Source organism: Blastococcus sp. SYSU D00695 (assembly GCF_054050555.1).
The window spans coordinates 77,758-92,096 of the sequence record NZ_JBJGZP010000013.1; the positions used below are offsets into that span (position 1 = coordinate 77,758).

Consider the following 14,339-nt stretch of genomic DNA (forward strand, 5'->3'; position numbering starts at 1 on the left):
GTCACGCCCGCCCCCGGGGTATTTTCCCGGCACTCGGTGCCGTTCCGTTCACGGTGCGTACACCGTGCGGATGACCGTGTGTCATGTGCGCTGCTCATGCCACATACGACAAGGTGCAGTTCCGGTTCCGCGCGCCTCGCCACGCCGGGACGCAACCTCCGCGACACGCCGGGAGGTCGTGGCCGGCCGCCCCCGTACCGGCCGCTCGGGCGGCGCGGGAGGGCCGGCCGCCGCCTCACCCGGCCAGCGCCTCCGCCCAGCGGCCGGCGGCCGCGCGCAGCGCGTCCCGGTCGGGACCGGCGGCCAGCACGTCCCGGGAGACGGTGGGGACGACGGCCGTGCCGGTGCCGAACAGCCGCCGCAGGTCCGCCGGCGAGCCGCCCTGCGCGCCCAGCCCGGGTGCCAGCACCGGACCGCCCAGGCCCGCGAGGTCGACGTCCAGCTCGCGCAGCGTCGCGCCGACGACCACGCCGAAGGACCCCGTCGTCGGGCCGAACCGGCTCGCCGCGTCCTGCACCGAGCCGAGGTCGGGCAGCGGGTCGCCGACGACCCAGCCGGGGGTGTTCCAGGCGCGCACCGTGTCGACGACGACCTGGGCGACCGACCGCTCCCCCGCCGTCCCGCCGGGCACGAGCGCGTGCTGGAACGTGCCGGCGTCGGGGTTGGAGGTCCGGGCGAGGACGAACAGGCCGCCGCCGTGCTGCCGGGCCGTGTCGACGGCCGGCTGCAACGACCCCGGCCCCAGGTAGGGGCTCACCGTCAGCGCGTCGACCGCCAGCGGGTGGTCCGGGCGCAGGTAGTCGGCGTAGGCGTCCATCGTCGAGCCGATGTCGCCGCGCTTGGCGTCCAGCAGCACCAGGGCGCCGGCCGCGCGGGCGCGCCCGACCGCCTCCTCCAGCACGGCCAGACCGCGGGAGCCGTGCCGCTCGTAGAACGCCAGCTGCGGCTTGAGGACGGCGACCGTGCCGGCCAGCGCGTCGACGACGGCGTCGGTGAAGCGGGCCAGGCCCTCGGGCGAGTCCGGCAGCCCCCAGCGCTCCAGCAGCGGCGCGTGCGGGTCGATGCCGACGCACAGCGGGCCGCGGGCGGCGACGGCGTCGGCCAGGCGGGATCCGAAGGGCGCCGTCATCGGTGCGCGTACCCGACGGCGTCGCGGAGGGAGGCGAAGCCCCGCTCGGCGAGCGCGGTGGCCAGCTCGCGGTGCACCCGGGCGGTCGCCGAGGGGTCGTGGAAGACCGCCGTCCCCACGCTGACCGCCGAGGCGCCGGCGAGGACGAACTGCAGCGCGTCCAGGCCGGTGCGGATGCCGCCCATGCCCAGGATCGGCACGTGCGGCAGCGCCTGGTGGACCTGCCAGACGCACCGGACGGCCACCGGGCGCACCGCCGGGCCCGACAGCCCGCCGGTGACGCCGCCGAGCACCGGCCGCATGGTGTCGGGGTCGATGACCAGCCCGAGCAGGGTGTTGATCATCGACAGGCCGTCGGCGCCGGCCTCGGTGACCGCGCGGGCGACCGACACGATGTCGGTGACGTCCGGGCTGAGCTTGGCGTAGACCGGCTGGGCCGGGTCGGCCGCGGCCCGGACGGCGGCGACGACGTCGGCGGCCGCGACCGGGTCGCAGGCGAACACCTCGCCGCGGCTCTCCACGTTCGGGCAGCTGATGTTGACCTCGAGGCCCAGCACGCCGGGCACGCCGCGCAGCCGGGTGGCCAGCTCGGCGAAGTCCTCGACGCGGGTGCCGGCGATCGAGACGAACGCCGGGACGCCGCGCTCGGCCAGCCACGGCAGCTCGCCGGACAGCAGCCCGTCGATGCCCGGCCCCTGCAGGCCGATGGAGTTGAGCATGCCGCTGGGCGTCTCGGCCATCCGCGGCGTCGGCCGGCCCGAGCGCGGGCGCAGCTGCACCGACTTGGTGACCACCGCCCCGAGGCCGCCCAGGTCGACGAAGGGCTCGAGCTCCCGGCCGAACGCCGAGCAGCCCGACGCGGTGAGCACCGGGCCCCCCAGGGGCACCGCGCCCAGCGCGGTCGTCATGTCGACCGCCGTCCCGCTGGCCGTCTCCACCGCGGTCACGGTGCGACCACCCCCATCGCGTCGGCGCCGACGACGTCCCACGGCAGGGACCCCACGTCGGCGAAGCGCACCCGGTCCCCGCCGAAGACCGGGCCCTCGGTGCACGAGCGGGCGAAGCGGGTCGCCCCGTCCTCGCCGACCACCGGCAGCACGCAGGTCATGCACACCCCGATCCCGCAGGCCATCGACTCCTCGACGGCGACGTAGGAGGGCACGCCCGCGGCGGAGGCCGCGTCGGCCACGGCGCGCAGCATCGGCATCGGCCCACAGGCGTAGACGACGCCGGCCTCGCCGAGCAGCTCGTCCACCGCGACGGTCACCCGCCCGGCACGCCCGGCGCTGCCGTCGTCGGTGGTGACCTCGACGCGGTCGGCGACCGCACCGAGCTCCTCGACCGAGCACAGCCGGGCGGCGTCGGCCGCACCGGTCACCGCGAGCACGCGGGAGCCGCGGGAGCGCAGCAGCGCGGCGAGCCCGACCAGCGCCGCCGCCCCGTAGCCGCCGCCCACCAGCAGCGCGGTCGTGCCCGGCTCCGGCAGCGGGAAGGGCCGGCCGAGCGGGGCGACGACGTCGACGGTGTCCCCCGGCCGGCGCTGCGCCAGCCAGGTGGAGCCGGGCCCGTGCGGGGCGACCACCACGGTGACGGTCCCCTCCCCCGTGCCGGCGATGGCGATGGAGCGGCGCAGCAGGTGGGCGGTCATCGGACCGCCGACGGCGAAGGCGACGAACTGGCCCGGCTGCACCCGCTCGGCGACCTCGGGCGCGGCCAGCGTCAGCTCGACGTAGGCCCCGACCGGCCGGGCCGACACCACCTCGACCTCGCGCTGCACCGGCGGCCGCCGGGCGGGCGGCGCCGGGGCGGTCAGGTGGGAGGTCACCGGCCGGCCGCCAGGGCGGCGTGCAGCTCCTGCAGGCTGCGGACGCCGATGTCGCCGGCGCGCAGCGCCTCGATGCCCTGCACCGCCGCGGCCATCCCCTGCACGGTGGTGATGCTCGGGACGCCGACGCTGATCGCCGCCGCCCGGATCTCGTAGCCGTCCAGCCGGGGCCCGCTGTTGCCGGGCGAGCCGAAGGGCGTGTTGACCACCATGTCGACGTCGCCGGCGAGGATCCGCTCCACGCAGTTGCCGGGGCCCTCGCTGTACTTGCCGACCACCTCGCAGTCCACCCCGTTGCGGCGCAGCACCTGGGCGGTGCCGGCCGTCGCCAGGATGCGGAAGCCGAGGTCGGCCAGCCGCTTGACCGGGAAGATCGCCGACCGCTTGTCCCGGTTGGCCAACGAGACGAACACCGTGCCCTTGGTCGGCAGCGAGCCGTACGCGGCGGCCTGGGCCTTCGCGAACGCCGTCCCGAAGCCCGAGTCCAGGCCCATGACCTCGCCGGTGGACTTCATCTCCGGCGACAGCACGGTGTCGACGTTGTGCCCCTCCACGGTGCGGAAGCGGTTGAACGGCAGCACCGCCTCCTTGACCGCGATCGGCATGTCGACGGGCAGGTCGCCGCCGTCGCCGGTGGCGGGCAGGACGCCCGCGGCCCGCAGGTCCGCGATCGACTCGCCCACGGCGATCCGGGCCGCGGCCTTGGCCAGTTGCACGGCGGTCGCCTTGGACACGAACGGCACCGTCCGGCTGGCCCGCGGGTTGGCCTCGATGACCCAGAGGATGTCGTCCTTGATCGCGTACTGGACGTTCACCAGCCCGCGGACGCCGATGCGGGCGGCCAGCTCCTCCGTCGCGGCGCGGATCTTGGCGATGTCGGCGGAGCCGAGGGTGATCGGCGGCAGGGCGCACGCCGAGTCGCCGGAGTGGATGCCGGCCTCCTCGATGTGCTCCATGACCCCGCCCAGGTACAGCTGCGCGCCGTCGTAGAGGGCGTCGACGTCGATCTCGACGGCGTCCTCCAGGAAGCGGTCGACCAGCACCGGGTGCTCGGGGCTCACGTCGGTCGCCTTGGCGATGTAGGCCTCGAGGGTGGCGTCGTCGTAGACGATCTCCATCCCGCGGCCGCCGAGCACGTAGGAGGGCCGGACCAGCACCGGGTAGCCGATCTCGGCGGCGATCGCGCGGGCCTCGCCGAACGTCGTCGCGGTCCCGTGCTTGGGGGCGAGCAGGCCGGTGTCGGCCAGCACCCGGGAGAAGGCGCCGCGGTCCTCGGCGTCGTCGATCGCCTCCGGCGAGGTGCCCAGCACCGGCACGCCGGCGTCCTTGAGCCGCTGGGCCAGGCGCAGCGGCGTCTGCCCGCCGAGGGTGCAGATGACGCCGGCGACCGGGCCGACGGCGCGCTCGGCCTCGACCACCTCGAGGACGTCCTCGAACGTCAGCGGCTCGAAGTAGAGCCGGTCGGCGGTGTCGTAGTCGGTGGAGACGGTCTCGGGGTTGCAGTTGACCATCACCGCCTCGTAGCCGGCGTCCTGCAGGGCCATGACCGCGTGCACGCAGGAGTAGTCGAACTCGATGCCCTGCCCGATCCGGTTCGGGCCCGACCCGAGGATCAGCACGGCCGGCTTCTCGCGCGGCTCCACCTCGGTCTCCTCGTCGTAGGACGAGTAGTGGTAGGGCGTGCGCGCGGCGAACTCGGCGGCGCAGGTGTCGACGGTCTTGTAGACCGGCCGGATGCCCAGCCGCCAGCGCAGCGCCCGGACGCCGTCCTCGCCGGCGAGCTCCGGGCGCAGCGCGGCGACCTGCCGGTCGGACAGGCCGTGCCGCTTGGCCCGGCGCAGCAGGTCGGCGGTCACCGCCGGGGCGTCGCGCAGGTCCGCGGCGACCTCCTGCACGAGCGCGATCTGGTCGACGAACCACGGGTCGAAGCCGCTGGCCTCGGCGACCTGCTCGACGCTGGCGCCGGCGGCCAGCGCTCGCTCGGCGGTGTAGAGCCGGCCGTCGACCGGGGTGCGCAGGGCCTCCAGCAGCTCCTCGGCCGAGCGGTTGTCCGGGCCCGCCGTCCAGAAGCCCGCGGCCGACGTCTCGGTGGACCGCATGGCCTTGCCCAGCGCCTCGGGGAAGTTGCGGCCCATCGCCATGACCTCGCCGACGCTCTTCATCGTCGTGGTCAGCCGCGGGTCGGCGCCGGGGAACTTCTCGAACGCGAAGCGCGGGATCTTCACCACGACGTAGTCCAGCGTGGGCTCGAAGGCCGCGGGGGTGACGCCGGTGATGTCGTTGGTGATCTCGTCGAGCGTGTAGCCGATGGCGAGCTTCGCGGCGATCTTGGCGATCGGGAAGCCGGTGGCCTTGGACGCCAGCGCGCTGGACCGGGAGACCCGCGGGTTCATCTCGATCACGACCAGCCGGCCGTCGGCGGGGTTGACCGCGAACTGGATGTTGCAGCCCCCGGTGTCCACGCCGACCTCGCGCAGCACCGCAATGCCGACGTCGCGCATCCGCTGGTACTCGACGTCGGTGAGCGTCATCGCCGGGGCCACGGTCACCGAGTCGCCGGTGTGCACGCCCATCGCGTCGATGTTCTCGATCGAGCAGATGACGACCACGTTGTCGCTGCGGTCGCGCATCAGCTCGAGCTCGTACTCCTTCCAGCCGAGCACCGACTCCTCGATGAGGACGGTGTGCACCGGGGAGTCGGCCAGGCCGTGGCCGGCCATCCGGCGCAGCTGCGCCTCGTCGGTGGCGAAGCCCGAGCCCAGGCCGCCCATGGTGAACGAGGGCCGGATGACGACGGGGTAGCCGACCTCGGCGGCGGTCTCCAGCGCCTCCTCGACGCTGGCGCACACCCGCGACCGCGGGGCGTCGGCGCCAATGGACCGCACGATGTCCTTGAACATCTGCCGGTCCTCGCCGCGGTTGATCGCGTCGACGTCGGCCCCGATGAGCCGGACCCCGTACTTCTCCAGGACGCCGTTCTCGTACAGGCCGATCGCGATGTTGAGCGCGGTCTGCCCGCCGAGGGTGGCCAGCAGCGCGTCGGGCCGCTCCTTGGCGATCACCCGCTCGACGAACTCCGGGGTGAGCGGCTCGACGTAGGTGGCGTCGGCGACCTCGGGGTCGGTCATGATCGTCGCCGGGTTGCTGTTGACGAGGCTGACGCGCAGGCCCTCGGCCTTGAGGACCCGGCAGGCCTGGGTGCCCGAGTAGTCGAACTCGGCGGCCTGCCCGATGAGGATCGGCCCGGAGCCGATCACCATCACGTGCTCGATGTCGGTGCGCTTGGGCATCAGGCGTTCTCCCCCGTGCTGTGCTCCACGACGGGAGGCGGGCTGGCGGCGGGACCACCGCCGCGGGTGGTCTCCATCAGGTCGACGAACCGCTGGAACAGCGGCGCCGCGTCGTGCGGGCCGGCCGCCGACTCGGGGTGGAACTGGACGCTGAAGGCCGGCGCGTCGACCAGCCGCAGGCCCTCGACGACGTCGTCGTTGAGGCCGACGTGGCTGACCTCCACCGGCCCGTAGGGGGTGTCGGTGGGCCGGTCGAGCGCGGCGTCGACGGCGAAGCCGTGGTTGTGGCTGGTCACCCGGACGGTGCCGCTGACCCGGTCGAGCACCGGCTGGTTGAGCCCGCGGTGGCCGAAGCGCAGCTTGTAGGTGCCCAGGCCCAGTGCCCGGCCCAGGATCTGGTTGCCGAAGCAGATGCCGAACAGCGGCCGGCGGGCGTCCAGCACGCCGCGGACCGCCGCCACCGCCCAGTCGGCGGCGGCCGGGTCGCCGGGGCCGTTGGACAGGAAGACCCCGTCCGGGCCGGCCGCCAGCAGCTCCTCGGCCGTGGCGGTCGCCGGCAGCACGTGGGTCTCCACGCCCAGGGCGGCCAGGTGCCGCGGGGTGGCGGTCTTGATGCCGAGGTCGAGCGCGGCGATCGTGAACCGCCGCTCCCCCACCGCCGGCACGACGTAGGGCTCGCCGGTGCTCACCGTGGGCGCGAGGTCCGCGCCGACCATGCCGGCGGCGTCGCGCACCCGCGCCAGCAGCGCCTCGGCGTCCAGCTCGGTGCTGATGCCCGCGCGCATGGCCCCGCGCTCGCGCAGGTGCCGGGTCAGCGCCCGGGTGTCGATGCCGCTGATGCCGACGACGCCCTGGGCGACCAGCTCGTCGTCCAGGCTGCCCGTGGCCCGCCAGTTGGCCGGGCGGCGGGCGGGGTCGCGGACGACGAAGCCGGCCACCCACATGCGGCGGCTCTCGTCGTCCTCCCCGTTCACCCCGGTGTTGCCGATGTGCGGGGCCGTCATGGCGACGATCTGCCCGGCGTAGCTCGGGTCGGTCAGCGTCTCCTGGTAGCCGGTCATGCCGGTGGCGAAGACCGCCTCGCCGACCGTCGTCCCGACCGCGCCGTAGGCGTCGCCGCGGAACGTGCGCCCGTCCTCCAGGACCAGGATCGCGCTCACCGGTCAGCCTTGCCGTCGGTCACTGTCGGGACACCTCTCAGGAACGTGTGGACGACGCGGCCGGGCAGCTCCCGGCCGGCGTAGGGACTGTTGCGGCTGCGGCTGGCCAACGCGGCCGGGTCGACGGTCGACCGGGCGGCGGGGTCCAGCAGCACCAGGTTCGCGGGCTCGCCCGGGGCGATCGGGCGGCCGTGACCGCCGAGGCGGCCGATCGCGGCCGGGCGGACCGACGTGCGGTCGGCGACACCGGCCCAGTCGAGCAGGCCGGTCTCGACCATCGTGGCCTGCACGACCGCCAGCGCCTGCTCCAGCCCGAGCATCCCGGGCCGGGCCTGCGCCCACTCGCACTCCTTGTCCTCCACCGCGTGCGGGGCGTGGTCGGTGGCGACGCAGTCGATCGTCCCGTCGGCCAGGCCGGCCCGCACCGCCTGGACGTCGGCGTCGGTCCGCAGCGGCGGGTTGACCTTGAACACCGCGTCGTAGCCGGTGACGCAGTCGTCGGTGAGCAGCAGGTGGTGGGGGGTGACCTCGGCGGTCACGTCCACCCCGCGGGCCTTGGCCCAGCGCAGGATCTCCACCGACCCGGCGGTGGACACGTGGCAGACGTGCAGCCGGGCGCCGACGTGCTGGGCCAGCAGCACGTCGCGGGCGATGATCGCCTCCTCGGCCGCGGCCGGCCAGCCGGTCAGCCCGAGCTCGGCGGAGCGGTCGCCCTCGTGCATCTGCGCGCCGACGGTCAGCCGCGGCTCCTCGGCGTGCTGGGCGACGACGCCGTCGAAGGCCTTCACGTACTCCAGCGCCCGCCGCATGAGCGCGGGGTCGGCGACGCAGTGCCCGTCGTCGGAGAACACCCGCACGCGGGCGGCCGAGTCGGCCATCGCGCCCAGCTCGGCCAGCCGCTCGCCGCGCAGGCCGACGGTCACCGCGCCCACCGGGACGACGTCGACCAGGCCGGCCTCCTGGCCCAGCCGCCACACCTGCTCGACGACGCCGGCGGTGTCGGCCACCGGGTCGGTGTTGGCCATCGCGTGGACGGCGGTGAACCCGCCCAGGGCCGCGGCGCGGCTGCCCGTCTCGACGGTCTCGGCGTCCTCGCGGCCGGGCTCGCGCAGGTGGGTGTGCAGGTCCACCAGGCCGGGCAGCGCCACCAGCCCGTCGGCGTCGACCACCTGTGCGCCGGTCGCGGCCAGGTGGTCGCCGACCGCGGCGACCCGCCCGTCGACGAGCAGCAGGTCGGCGGGGTCGCCGCCGAGGACGCGCGCCCCCTTGATCAGGTACGAGGTCACTGCGGGGCCCCTCCGAGCAGCAGGTAGAGCACGGCCATGCGCACGGAGACCCCGTTGCCGACCTGCTCGACGATGGTGGACCGCACCGAGTCGGCGACGTCCGCGGCGATCTCCATGCCGCGGTTCATCGGGCCGGGGTGCATGACGATGGCCTCGTCGCCCAGGGCGGCCACCCGCCGGGCGTCGAGGCCGTAGCGGCGGCTGTACTCGCGCGCGCTGGGGAAGAACGAGGCGTTCATCCGCTCGGCCTGGACCCGCAGCATCATCACGACGTCGGCCTTGGGCAGGACGGCGTCCAGGTCGTAGGAGACCTCGGCGGGCCAGCTCCCCACGCCGACCGGCAGCAGCGTCGGCGGGGCGACGAGGGTGACCTCGGCGCCGAGGGTGTGCAGCAGGCGGACGTTGGACCGCGCGACCCGGCTGTGCAGCACGTCGCCGACGACCGCGACCCGCACGCCCTCCAGCCGGCCGAGGCGGCGGCGGATCGTGTACGCGTCGAGCAGGGCCTGCGTGGGGTGCTCGTGCGTGCCGTCGCCGGCGTTGACCACGCTGCCGCGCACCCAGGACGACAGCCGGTGCGGGGCGCCCGAGGCCGAGTGGCGGATGACGATGGCGTCGCTGCCCATCGCCTCCAGGGTGAGCGCGGTGTCCTTGAGGCTCTCGCCCTTGGAGACGCTGCTGCCCTTGGCGGAGAAGTTGATCACGTCGGCCGACAGGCGCTTGGCGGCCAGCTCGAAGCTGATCCGGGTGCGGGTCGAGTCCTCGTAGAAGAGGTTGACCACCGTGCGCCCGCGCAGCGTGGGCAGCTTCTTGACCTCGCGGCCGGTGAGCGCGGACTCGATCTGCGCGGCGGTGTCCAGGACCAGCGTCGCGTCGGCGCGGTCGAGGTCGGCGGCCTCCAGCAGGTGACGCTTCACGGCTGCTCCTCCCCTGCCTGCTCGGTGACCCGGACCTCGTCGACGCCGTCGGTCTCGGCCAGCCGGACCCGCACCGACTGGGTGCGCGCGGTGGGCACGTTCTTGCCCACGTAGTCCGCGCGGATCGGCAGCTCCCGGTGGCCGCGGTCGACCAGCACGGCCAGCTGCACCGCGCGGGGCCGGCCGAGGTCGCGCAGGGCGTCCAGCGCCGCGCGCACCGAGCGGCCGGAGAACAGGACGTCGTCGACGAGCACCACGAGCCGGCCGTCGATGCCCGCGGCGGGCAGCAGCGTGTCCTCCAGCGCGCGGACGCCGCGCAGCCGCAGGTCGTCGCGGTAGAGGGTGATGTCGACGGTGCCGACGTCGATCGGGGTGCCGGAGAACGCCTCCACGCGGCCGGCGAGCCGGCGGGCCAGCGGGGCGCCGCGGGTCGGGATGCCGACCAGGACGACGTCGGCCAGGCCGTTGCCGGCCTTCTCGATCAGCTGGTGGGCCATCCGGTCGACCACGCGGGCGACGTCGGCGGCGGTGAGCAGCGCACCGGGCGCCGCGGGGTCGCGGGGGTCGCGGCTGCTCGGGGCAGCCGGGGACGAGCCGGCCATCAGGCCTCCTTCCCCGCCTCGCCGGACGGGTCGTTAAAGGAGTGGGGTGGACCGGCGACCACCGTACTGCACCCCCTCCTGTGACCCGGATCGCGCGGCTGGTGCCCGCCCTCCGCCGGGCGGCGAGGCGCGTCGCGGGCACCCACGGCGTCCGCGCTGGTGGACGATGTCCCCCGCAGGAGCGGCCTGCTGTTCTCGGAGCGGGCAGTGCCAGTACGCTGAGTGACGACAGAGCCCCACAGACCACGACGGACAGTGAGCGACACGGGATGAGCACCGACTACTCACGGGCCCTCGGCGCCCGGCTGCGCGCGATCCGCAACCAGCAGGGCCTGTCCCTGCAGGGCGTCGAGGACAAGTCGCACGGTCGCTGGAAGGCGGTCGTCGTCGGCTCCTACGAGCGCGGCGACCGCGCCGTCACCGTCCAGCGGCTGTCGGAGCTGGCCGTCTTCTACGGCGTGCCGGTCTCCGAGCTGCTGCCCGACCCGCGGCCCAGCTCCGCGGTGACCGCGACGACCAAGATCGTGCTGAACCTCGAGTCGCTGGGCTCGCTGCCCGCCGACGAGGCCGGCCCGCTGGCGCGCTACGCGTCGACGATCCAGGCCCAGCGACACGACTACAACGGCAAGGTGCTCAGCATCCGCGCCGAGGACCTCAAGTCGCTGGCGATCATCTACGACATGAGCCCCGACGAGCTGACCAGCCGGCTCATCGAGTGGGGCGTGCTGTCTCCCGGCATGGAGGGCATCGCCGGGGGCGACGACGAGGAGGACGGCGCGAACCCGAACTGGGAGCGCCGCCGCGCCCCGCGCTGACCCGCCCGCACCGACGACGAGGGGCCCCTGCCGCTGCGCGCGGCGGGGGCCCCTCGTCGTCGCGGCTGCGGCGTCCAGCCGGCCGCAAGCCGGCTGCAAGGGAACTGTCAGGGGGCGGACCTAGCGTCGTCGGTGTCGCAACGAACCGAGCCCAGCCCGAGGAGCTCCCCGTGTCCCTGCCGCCGCCGGCCCCCGCCCCCGACGTCCTGCTCGCCGCGCACCGCCGCGCGGCCCTGCGCCGGGCGCACCGCCGGCAGTCCAGCGCGCGCATGGCCGCGATGCTGGCCGCGGCCGCCCCGCACGCCGGCCGCTGACCGCGGGCCCGCCCCGCCGGAGGCGGGCCCGCCGGGTTCAGCCCCGGACGTCCTCGACGTCGAAGTGGCTCATGGTCGCGCCGCCGGTCGCGAAGTTCGCGACGTCGCCCGCCGCCGCCGCACCCTCGGCGGACTGCATGCCCGCGCCGAAGGCCTCCACCGAGTCGAAGTCCAGCGCCGCGACGAGGTAGGGCCCCTCCTCGCCGCTCAGGGACTGGGGGTTGCCGATCTCGAAGCGCACCAGCCCGGGGATCTGCCGCGCCAGGGGCACGTGCACCTCGCGGTAGTGGCGGTCGAAGGCAGCCGGGTCGGTCGGGCGGCCGTACTGGATCATCAGGCGGTGCGTCACATGGACCTCCTCGGGGCGCCCCGGGGCTCCACTGCCCCGGAGAACTCCGTACACCCAACCAGGGCGCCGCGACGTCGCCGACGGGCGGTCCGCGCCAGCGGCCCGCGCCGGACCTAGGCGGGCACCTCGGCGTCGAGGATCGCGCCGAGCACGCCGTTGACGAACGACGGCGAGTCGTCGGTCGACAGCGAGCGGGCCAGCTCGACGGCCTCGTCGATCACCACGGCGTCGGGGACGTCGTCGGCCCACAGCAGCTCGAAGGTCGCCATGCGCAGGATCGCACGGTCGACGTCGGGCAGCCGGGACAGCGTCCAGCCGCGCGCGTGGGTGTCGATCAACTGGTCGATGCGGGCCGCGTGACCGACGGCGCCCTCGACCAGCCGCACGGTGTGCTCGGCCACCGGCGGCTGGCCCTCGGCGATGCGGTCGCGGAGCACGGCCAGCGGGTCGGCGCCGCGGAGGTCGGCCTCGTAGAGGACGTCGACGGCGCGCTTGCGGGCCTTGCTGCGGGCTGCCATGCCGGTGCGGGTCGCTCGGTCGCCGGCGCTCAGTTGGCGCGGCCGAGGTACCGGCCGTCGCGGGTGTCGACCTTGAGCTTGTCGCCGGTGTTGACGAACAGCGGCACCTGGATCTGCGCGCCGGTCTCCAGCGTGGCGGGCTTGGTGCCGCCGGTGGAGCGGTCGCCCTGCAGGCCCGGGTCGGTGTGCTGGACGACGAGCTCCAGGGTCACCGGCAGCTCCACGTACAGCGGCGTCCCGTCGTGGACGGCGACGACGACCTCGGTGTTCTCCAGCAGGTAGTCCGCGCCGCCACCGACGGTGCCCTCCGGCACGTGGATCTGGTCGTAGGTGTCGCCGTCCATGAAGACGAAGTCGGTGCCGTCCTTGTACAGGTACGTCATGTTCCGCTTGTCGACGTTGGCGGTCTCGACCTTGGTGCCCGCGTTGAAGGTCTTGTCCACGACCTTGCCCGAGAGCACGTTCTTCAGCGTCGTCCGCACGAAGGCGCCGCCCTTGCCGGGCTTGACGTGCTGGAACTCGGTGACGGCCCACAGCTGGCCGTCGAGGTTGAGGACCATGCCGTTCTTGAGATCGTTCGTGGTAGCCATCAGAGGACCAGCAGTTCCTTGCTCGTGAGGGTCAACAACTCGGGCTCGTCGTCCGTGACGACCAGGGTGTCCTCGATCCGGACACCGCCGTGGCCGGGGAGGTAGACCCCCGGCTCCACGGTGACGGCCATGCCGGCGGTCAGCGTACCCGCGCCCAGCGGGCCGATGCCCGGCGCCTCGTGGATCTCCAGGCCGACGCCGTGCCCGAGGCCGTGGGTGAAGTGGTCGGCGTGCCCGGCCGCGGCGATCACGTCGCGGGCCGCGGCGTCGACGGCGACGACGTCCGCGCCCACCGCCAGCGCCGCCCGGCCGGCCGCCTGGGCGGCGGCGACGAGCTCGTACACCTCGCGCTGCCAGTCGGCCGCGTGACCGAGCACCAGCGTGCGGGTCATGTCGGAGTGGTAGCCGTCGACGGTGGCGCCGAAGTCGAGCTTGAGGAAGTCGCCCTCGCGCAGCACCGTCGCGTCGGGCCGGTGGTGCGGGATGGCGGAGTTCGCGCCGGCGGCGACGATCGTCTCGAACGACGGACCCTCGGCACCGAGGTGCATCATCCGGGCGTCGAGCTCGCGGCCCACCTGCAGCTCGGTGCGGCCCGGGCGCAGCGCCCCCTCGGCGGCCAGCTCGGCCAGCGCCGAGTCGGCGACCGCGCAGGCCCGCCGCAGCGCCGCGATCTCGTCGTCGTCCTTGACCGCGCGCAGCTCCTCCACCGCGCGGCGCACGCTGGCCAGCTCCGGCACGGTGCCGCCGGCCGCGGCGTCGGCGAGCACCCGCTCGAGCCCGGCCAGCCCGTCGACGGTCACCACGTGGCTCTCGAACCCGATCCGCCCGGCGCCCCCGCGCACCGCGGCCCGCACCAGAGCCGCCACGGTGGCCCGGTCGACCACGACCTCCAGGTCCGGCACCTGCGCCGCGGCCTGGGTGGTGTAGCGCCCGTCGGTGCCGAACAGGTCCGGCTGGCCGGTGCGCAGCAGCAGCGCGCCGTTGGAGCCGGTGAACCCGGTCAGGTAGCGGACGTTGAGCAGCTCGGTGACCAGGACGGCGTCCAGACCGCGCTCGGCGGCGACGGCCCGCAGCCGCTCCCGGCGGCCGGCGGTGTCCATCAGCGGGCGTCCCGCGCGGCGAGCCAGCGCAGCGCCAGCACGTAGCCGTCGACGCCGAGCCCGGCGATCACCCCGGAGGCGACGGGCGAGACGTAGGAGTGCCGGCGGAACTCCTCCCGCGCGTGCACGTTGCTGATGTGCACCTCGACCACCGGCGCGGTCACAGCGGCCAGGGCGTCGCGCAGCACGACCGAGGTGTGCGTCCAGCCGCCGGGGTTCACCACGATCGGGTCCCCGGCGTCGGTGGCCTCGTGCACCCAGCGCAGCAGCTCGCCCTCGTCGTCGGTCTGGCGCACCCGCACGTGCAGGCCCAGCTGCGCGCCGGCGGCCTCGACCAGCTCGACCAGCTGCGCGTGGGTGGTCGTGCCGTACACCGCCGGCTCGCGGGTGCCCAGCCGGCCGAGGTTGGCGCCGTTCAGCACCTGGATGGTCACGTCGTCTCCG

15 protein-coding genes are annotated in these 14,339 nt (G+C 74.8%); 2 read left to right on the top strand and 13 right to left on the bottom strand.

What is annotated here, in order from left to right; translation table 11 throughout:
- Positions 1–235 precede the first annotated feature (235 nt).
- The 8 genes from pyrF to pyrR are packed head-to-tail and all read right to left on the bottom strand — an operon-like array spanning position 236 to position 10,209.
- Positions 236–1,129, bottom strand: a complete 894-nt coding sequence (pyrF, locus tag ACI781_RS10855; RefSeq protein ID WP_456566107.1) for an orotidine-5'-phosphate decarboxylase — start codon at positions 1,127–1,129, stop codon at positions 236–238.
- A complete protein-coding gene (locus tag ACI781_RS10860; protein ID WP_456566108.1) occupies positions 1,126–2,067 on the bottom strand; it encodes a dihydroorotate dehydrogenase in 942 nt (313 codons plus the stop codon). The genes pyrF and ACI781_RS10860 overlap by 4 nt, the downstream gene beginning before the upstream one ends.
- Positions 2,068–2,072: 5 nt before the next feature.
- Positions 2,073–2,954 (bottom strand): iron-sulfur cluster-binding protein, encoded by an 882-nt coding sequence (locus ACI781_RS10865; protein ID WP_456566109.1) that lies wholly within the window; start codon positions 2,952–2,954, stop codon positions 2,073–2,075.
- Complete coding sequence (gene carB, locus ACI781_RS10870) at positions 2,951–6,244, bottom strand: carbamoyl-phosphate synthase large subunit (protein ID WP_456566110.1); 3,294 nt, start codon at positions 6,242–6,244, stop codon at positions 2,951–2,953. The genes ACI781_RS10865 and carB overlap by 4 nt, the downstream gene beginning before the upstream one ends.
- Positions 6,244–7,404 (bottom strand): glutamine-hydrolyzing carbamoyl-phosphate synthase small subunit, encoded by a 1,161-nt coding sequence (carA, locus tag ACI781_RS10875; protein WP_456566111.1) that lies wholly within the window; start codon positions 7,402–7,404, stop codon positions 6,244–6,246. The genes carB and carA overlap by 1 nt, the downstream gene beginning before the upstream one ends.
- On the bottom strand, positions 7,401–8,690 hold the full coding sequence (locus ACI781_RS10880) for a dihydroorotase (protein ID WP_456566112.1): 1,290 nt from the start codon (positions 8,688–8,690) through the stop codon (positions 7,401–7,403). The genes carA and ACI781_RS10880 overlap by 4 nt, the downstream gene beginning before the upstream one ends.
- Positions 8,687–9,607 (bottom strand): aspartate carbamoyltransferase catalytic subunit, encoded by a 921-nt coding sequence (locus tag ACI781_RS10885; protein ID WP_456566113.1) that lies wholly within the window; start codon positions 9,605–9,607, stop codon positions 8,687–8,689. The genes ACI781_RS10880 and ACI781_RS10885 overlap by 4 nt, the downstream gene beginning before the upstream one ends.
- The gene (gene pyrR / locus ACI781_RS10890) at positions 9,604–10,209 is read right to left on the bottom strand and encodes a bifunctional pyr operon transcriptional regulator/uracil phosphoribosyltransferase PyrR (protein ID WP_456566114.1); all 606 of its coding nucleotides are present in this window, start codon (positions 10,207–10,209) and stop codon (positions 9,604–9,606) included. The genes ACI781_RS10885 and pyrR overlap by 4 nt, the downstream gene beginning before the upstream one ends.
- Before the next feature lie 269 nt (positions 10,210–10,478).
- Here pyrR and bldD point away from each other — a divergent pair, with 269 nt between their 5' ends.
- The gene (gene bldD, locus ACI781_RS10895; protein WP_456566115.1) at positions 10,479–11,024 is read left to right on the top strand and encodes a transcriptional regulator BldD; all 546 of its coding nucleotides are present in this window, start codon (positions 10,479–10,481) and stop codon (positions 11,022–11,024) included.
- A 170-nt stretch (positions 11,025–11,194) separates the two neighbouring features.
- Positions 11,195–11,338: a hypothetical protein gene (locus ACI781_RS10900; protein WP_456566116.1), complete on the top strand. Its 144-nt coding sequence runs from the start codon at positions 11,195–11,197 to the stop codon at positions 11,336–11,338.
- Positions 11,339–11,375: 37 nt separating this feature from the next.
- Here the strand turns inward: ACI781_RS10900 and ACI781_RS10905 are convergent, their stop codons facing one another.
- The 5 genes from ACI781_RS10905 to aroQ form a co-directional block, all read right to left on the bottom strand.
- Positions 11,376–11,687, bottom strand: a complete 312-nt coding sequence (locus tag ACI781_RS10905; RefSeq protein WP_456566117.1) for an EthD family reductase — start codon at positions 11,685–11,687, stop codon at positions 11,376–11,378.
- Between the two features lie 113 nt (positions 11,688–11,800).
- Complete coding sequence (nusB, locus tag ACI781_RS10910) at positions 11,801–12,205, bottom strand: transcription antitermination factor NusB (RefSeq protein ID WP_456566118.1); 405 nt, start codon at positions 12,203–12,205, stop codon at positions 11,801–11,803.
- 29 nt (positions 12,206–12,234) lie between these two features.
- Positions 12,235–12,795: an elongation factor P gene (gene efp, locus ACI781_RS10915; RefSeq protein ID WP_409330659.1), complete on the bottom strand. Its 561-nt coding sequence runs from the start codon at positions 12,793–12,795 to the stop codon at positions 12,235–12,237.
- On the bottom strand, positions 12,795–13,895 hold the full coding sequence (locus ACI781_RS10920) for a M24 family metallopeptidase (RefSeq protein ID WP_456566119.1): 1,101 nt from the start codon (positions 13,893–13,895) through the stop codon (positions 12,795–12,797). The genes efp and ACI781_RS10920 overlap by 1 nt, the downstream gene beginning before the upstream one ends.
- Positions 13,895–14,329: a type II 3-dehydroquinate dehydratase gene (aroQ, locus tag ACI781_RS10925; protein ID WP_456566120.1), complete on the bottom strand. Its 435-nt coding sequence runs from the start codon at positions 14,327–14,329 to the stop codon at positions 13,895–13,897. Before aroQ ends, ACI781_RS10920 begins: the two co-directional genes overlap by 1 nt.
- Positions 14,330–14,339 lie beyond the last annotated feature (10 nt).

Excerpts from the sequence above, each read along its gene's own strand:
- pyrF (WP_456566107.1), bottom strand. The coding sequence starts at position 1,129 with ATGACGGCGCCCTTCGGATCCCGCCTGGCCGACGCCGTCGCCGCCCGC.
- carB (WP_456566110.1), bottom strand. The coding sequence starts at position 6,244 with ATGCCCAAGCGCACCGACATCGAGCACGTGATGGTGATCGGCTCCGGG.
- pyrR (WP_456566114.1), bottom strand. The coding sequence starts at position 10,209 with ATGGCCGGCTCGTCCCCGGCTGCCCCGAGCAGCCGCGACCCCCGCGAC.
- bldD (WP_456566115.1), top strand. The coding sequence starts at position 10,479 with ATGAGCACCGACTACTCACGGGCCCTCGGCGCCCGGCTGCGCGCGATC.
- nusB (WP_456566118.1), bottom strand. The coding sequence starts at position 12,205 with ATGGCAGCCCGCAGCAAGGCCCGCAAGCGCGCCGTCGACGTCCTCTAC.
- efp (WP_409330659.1), bottom strand. The coding sequence starts at position 12,795 with ATGGCTACCACGAACGATCTCAAGAACGGCATGGTCCTCAACCTCGAC.
- ACI781_RS10920 (WP_456566119.1), bottom strand. The coding sequence starts at position 13,895 with ATGGACACCGCCGGCCGCCGGGAGCGGCTGCGGGCCGTCGCCGCCGAG.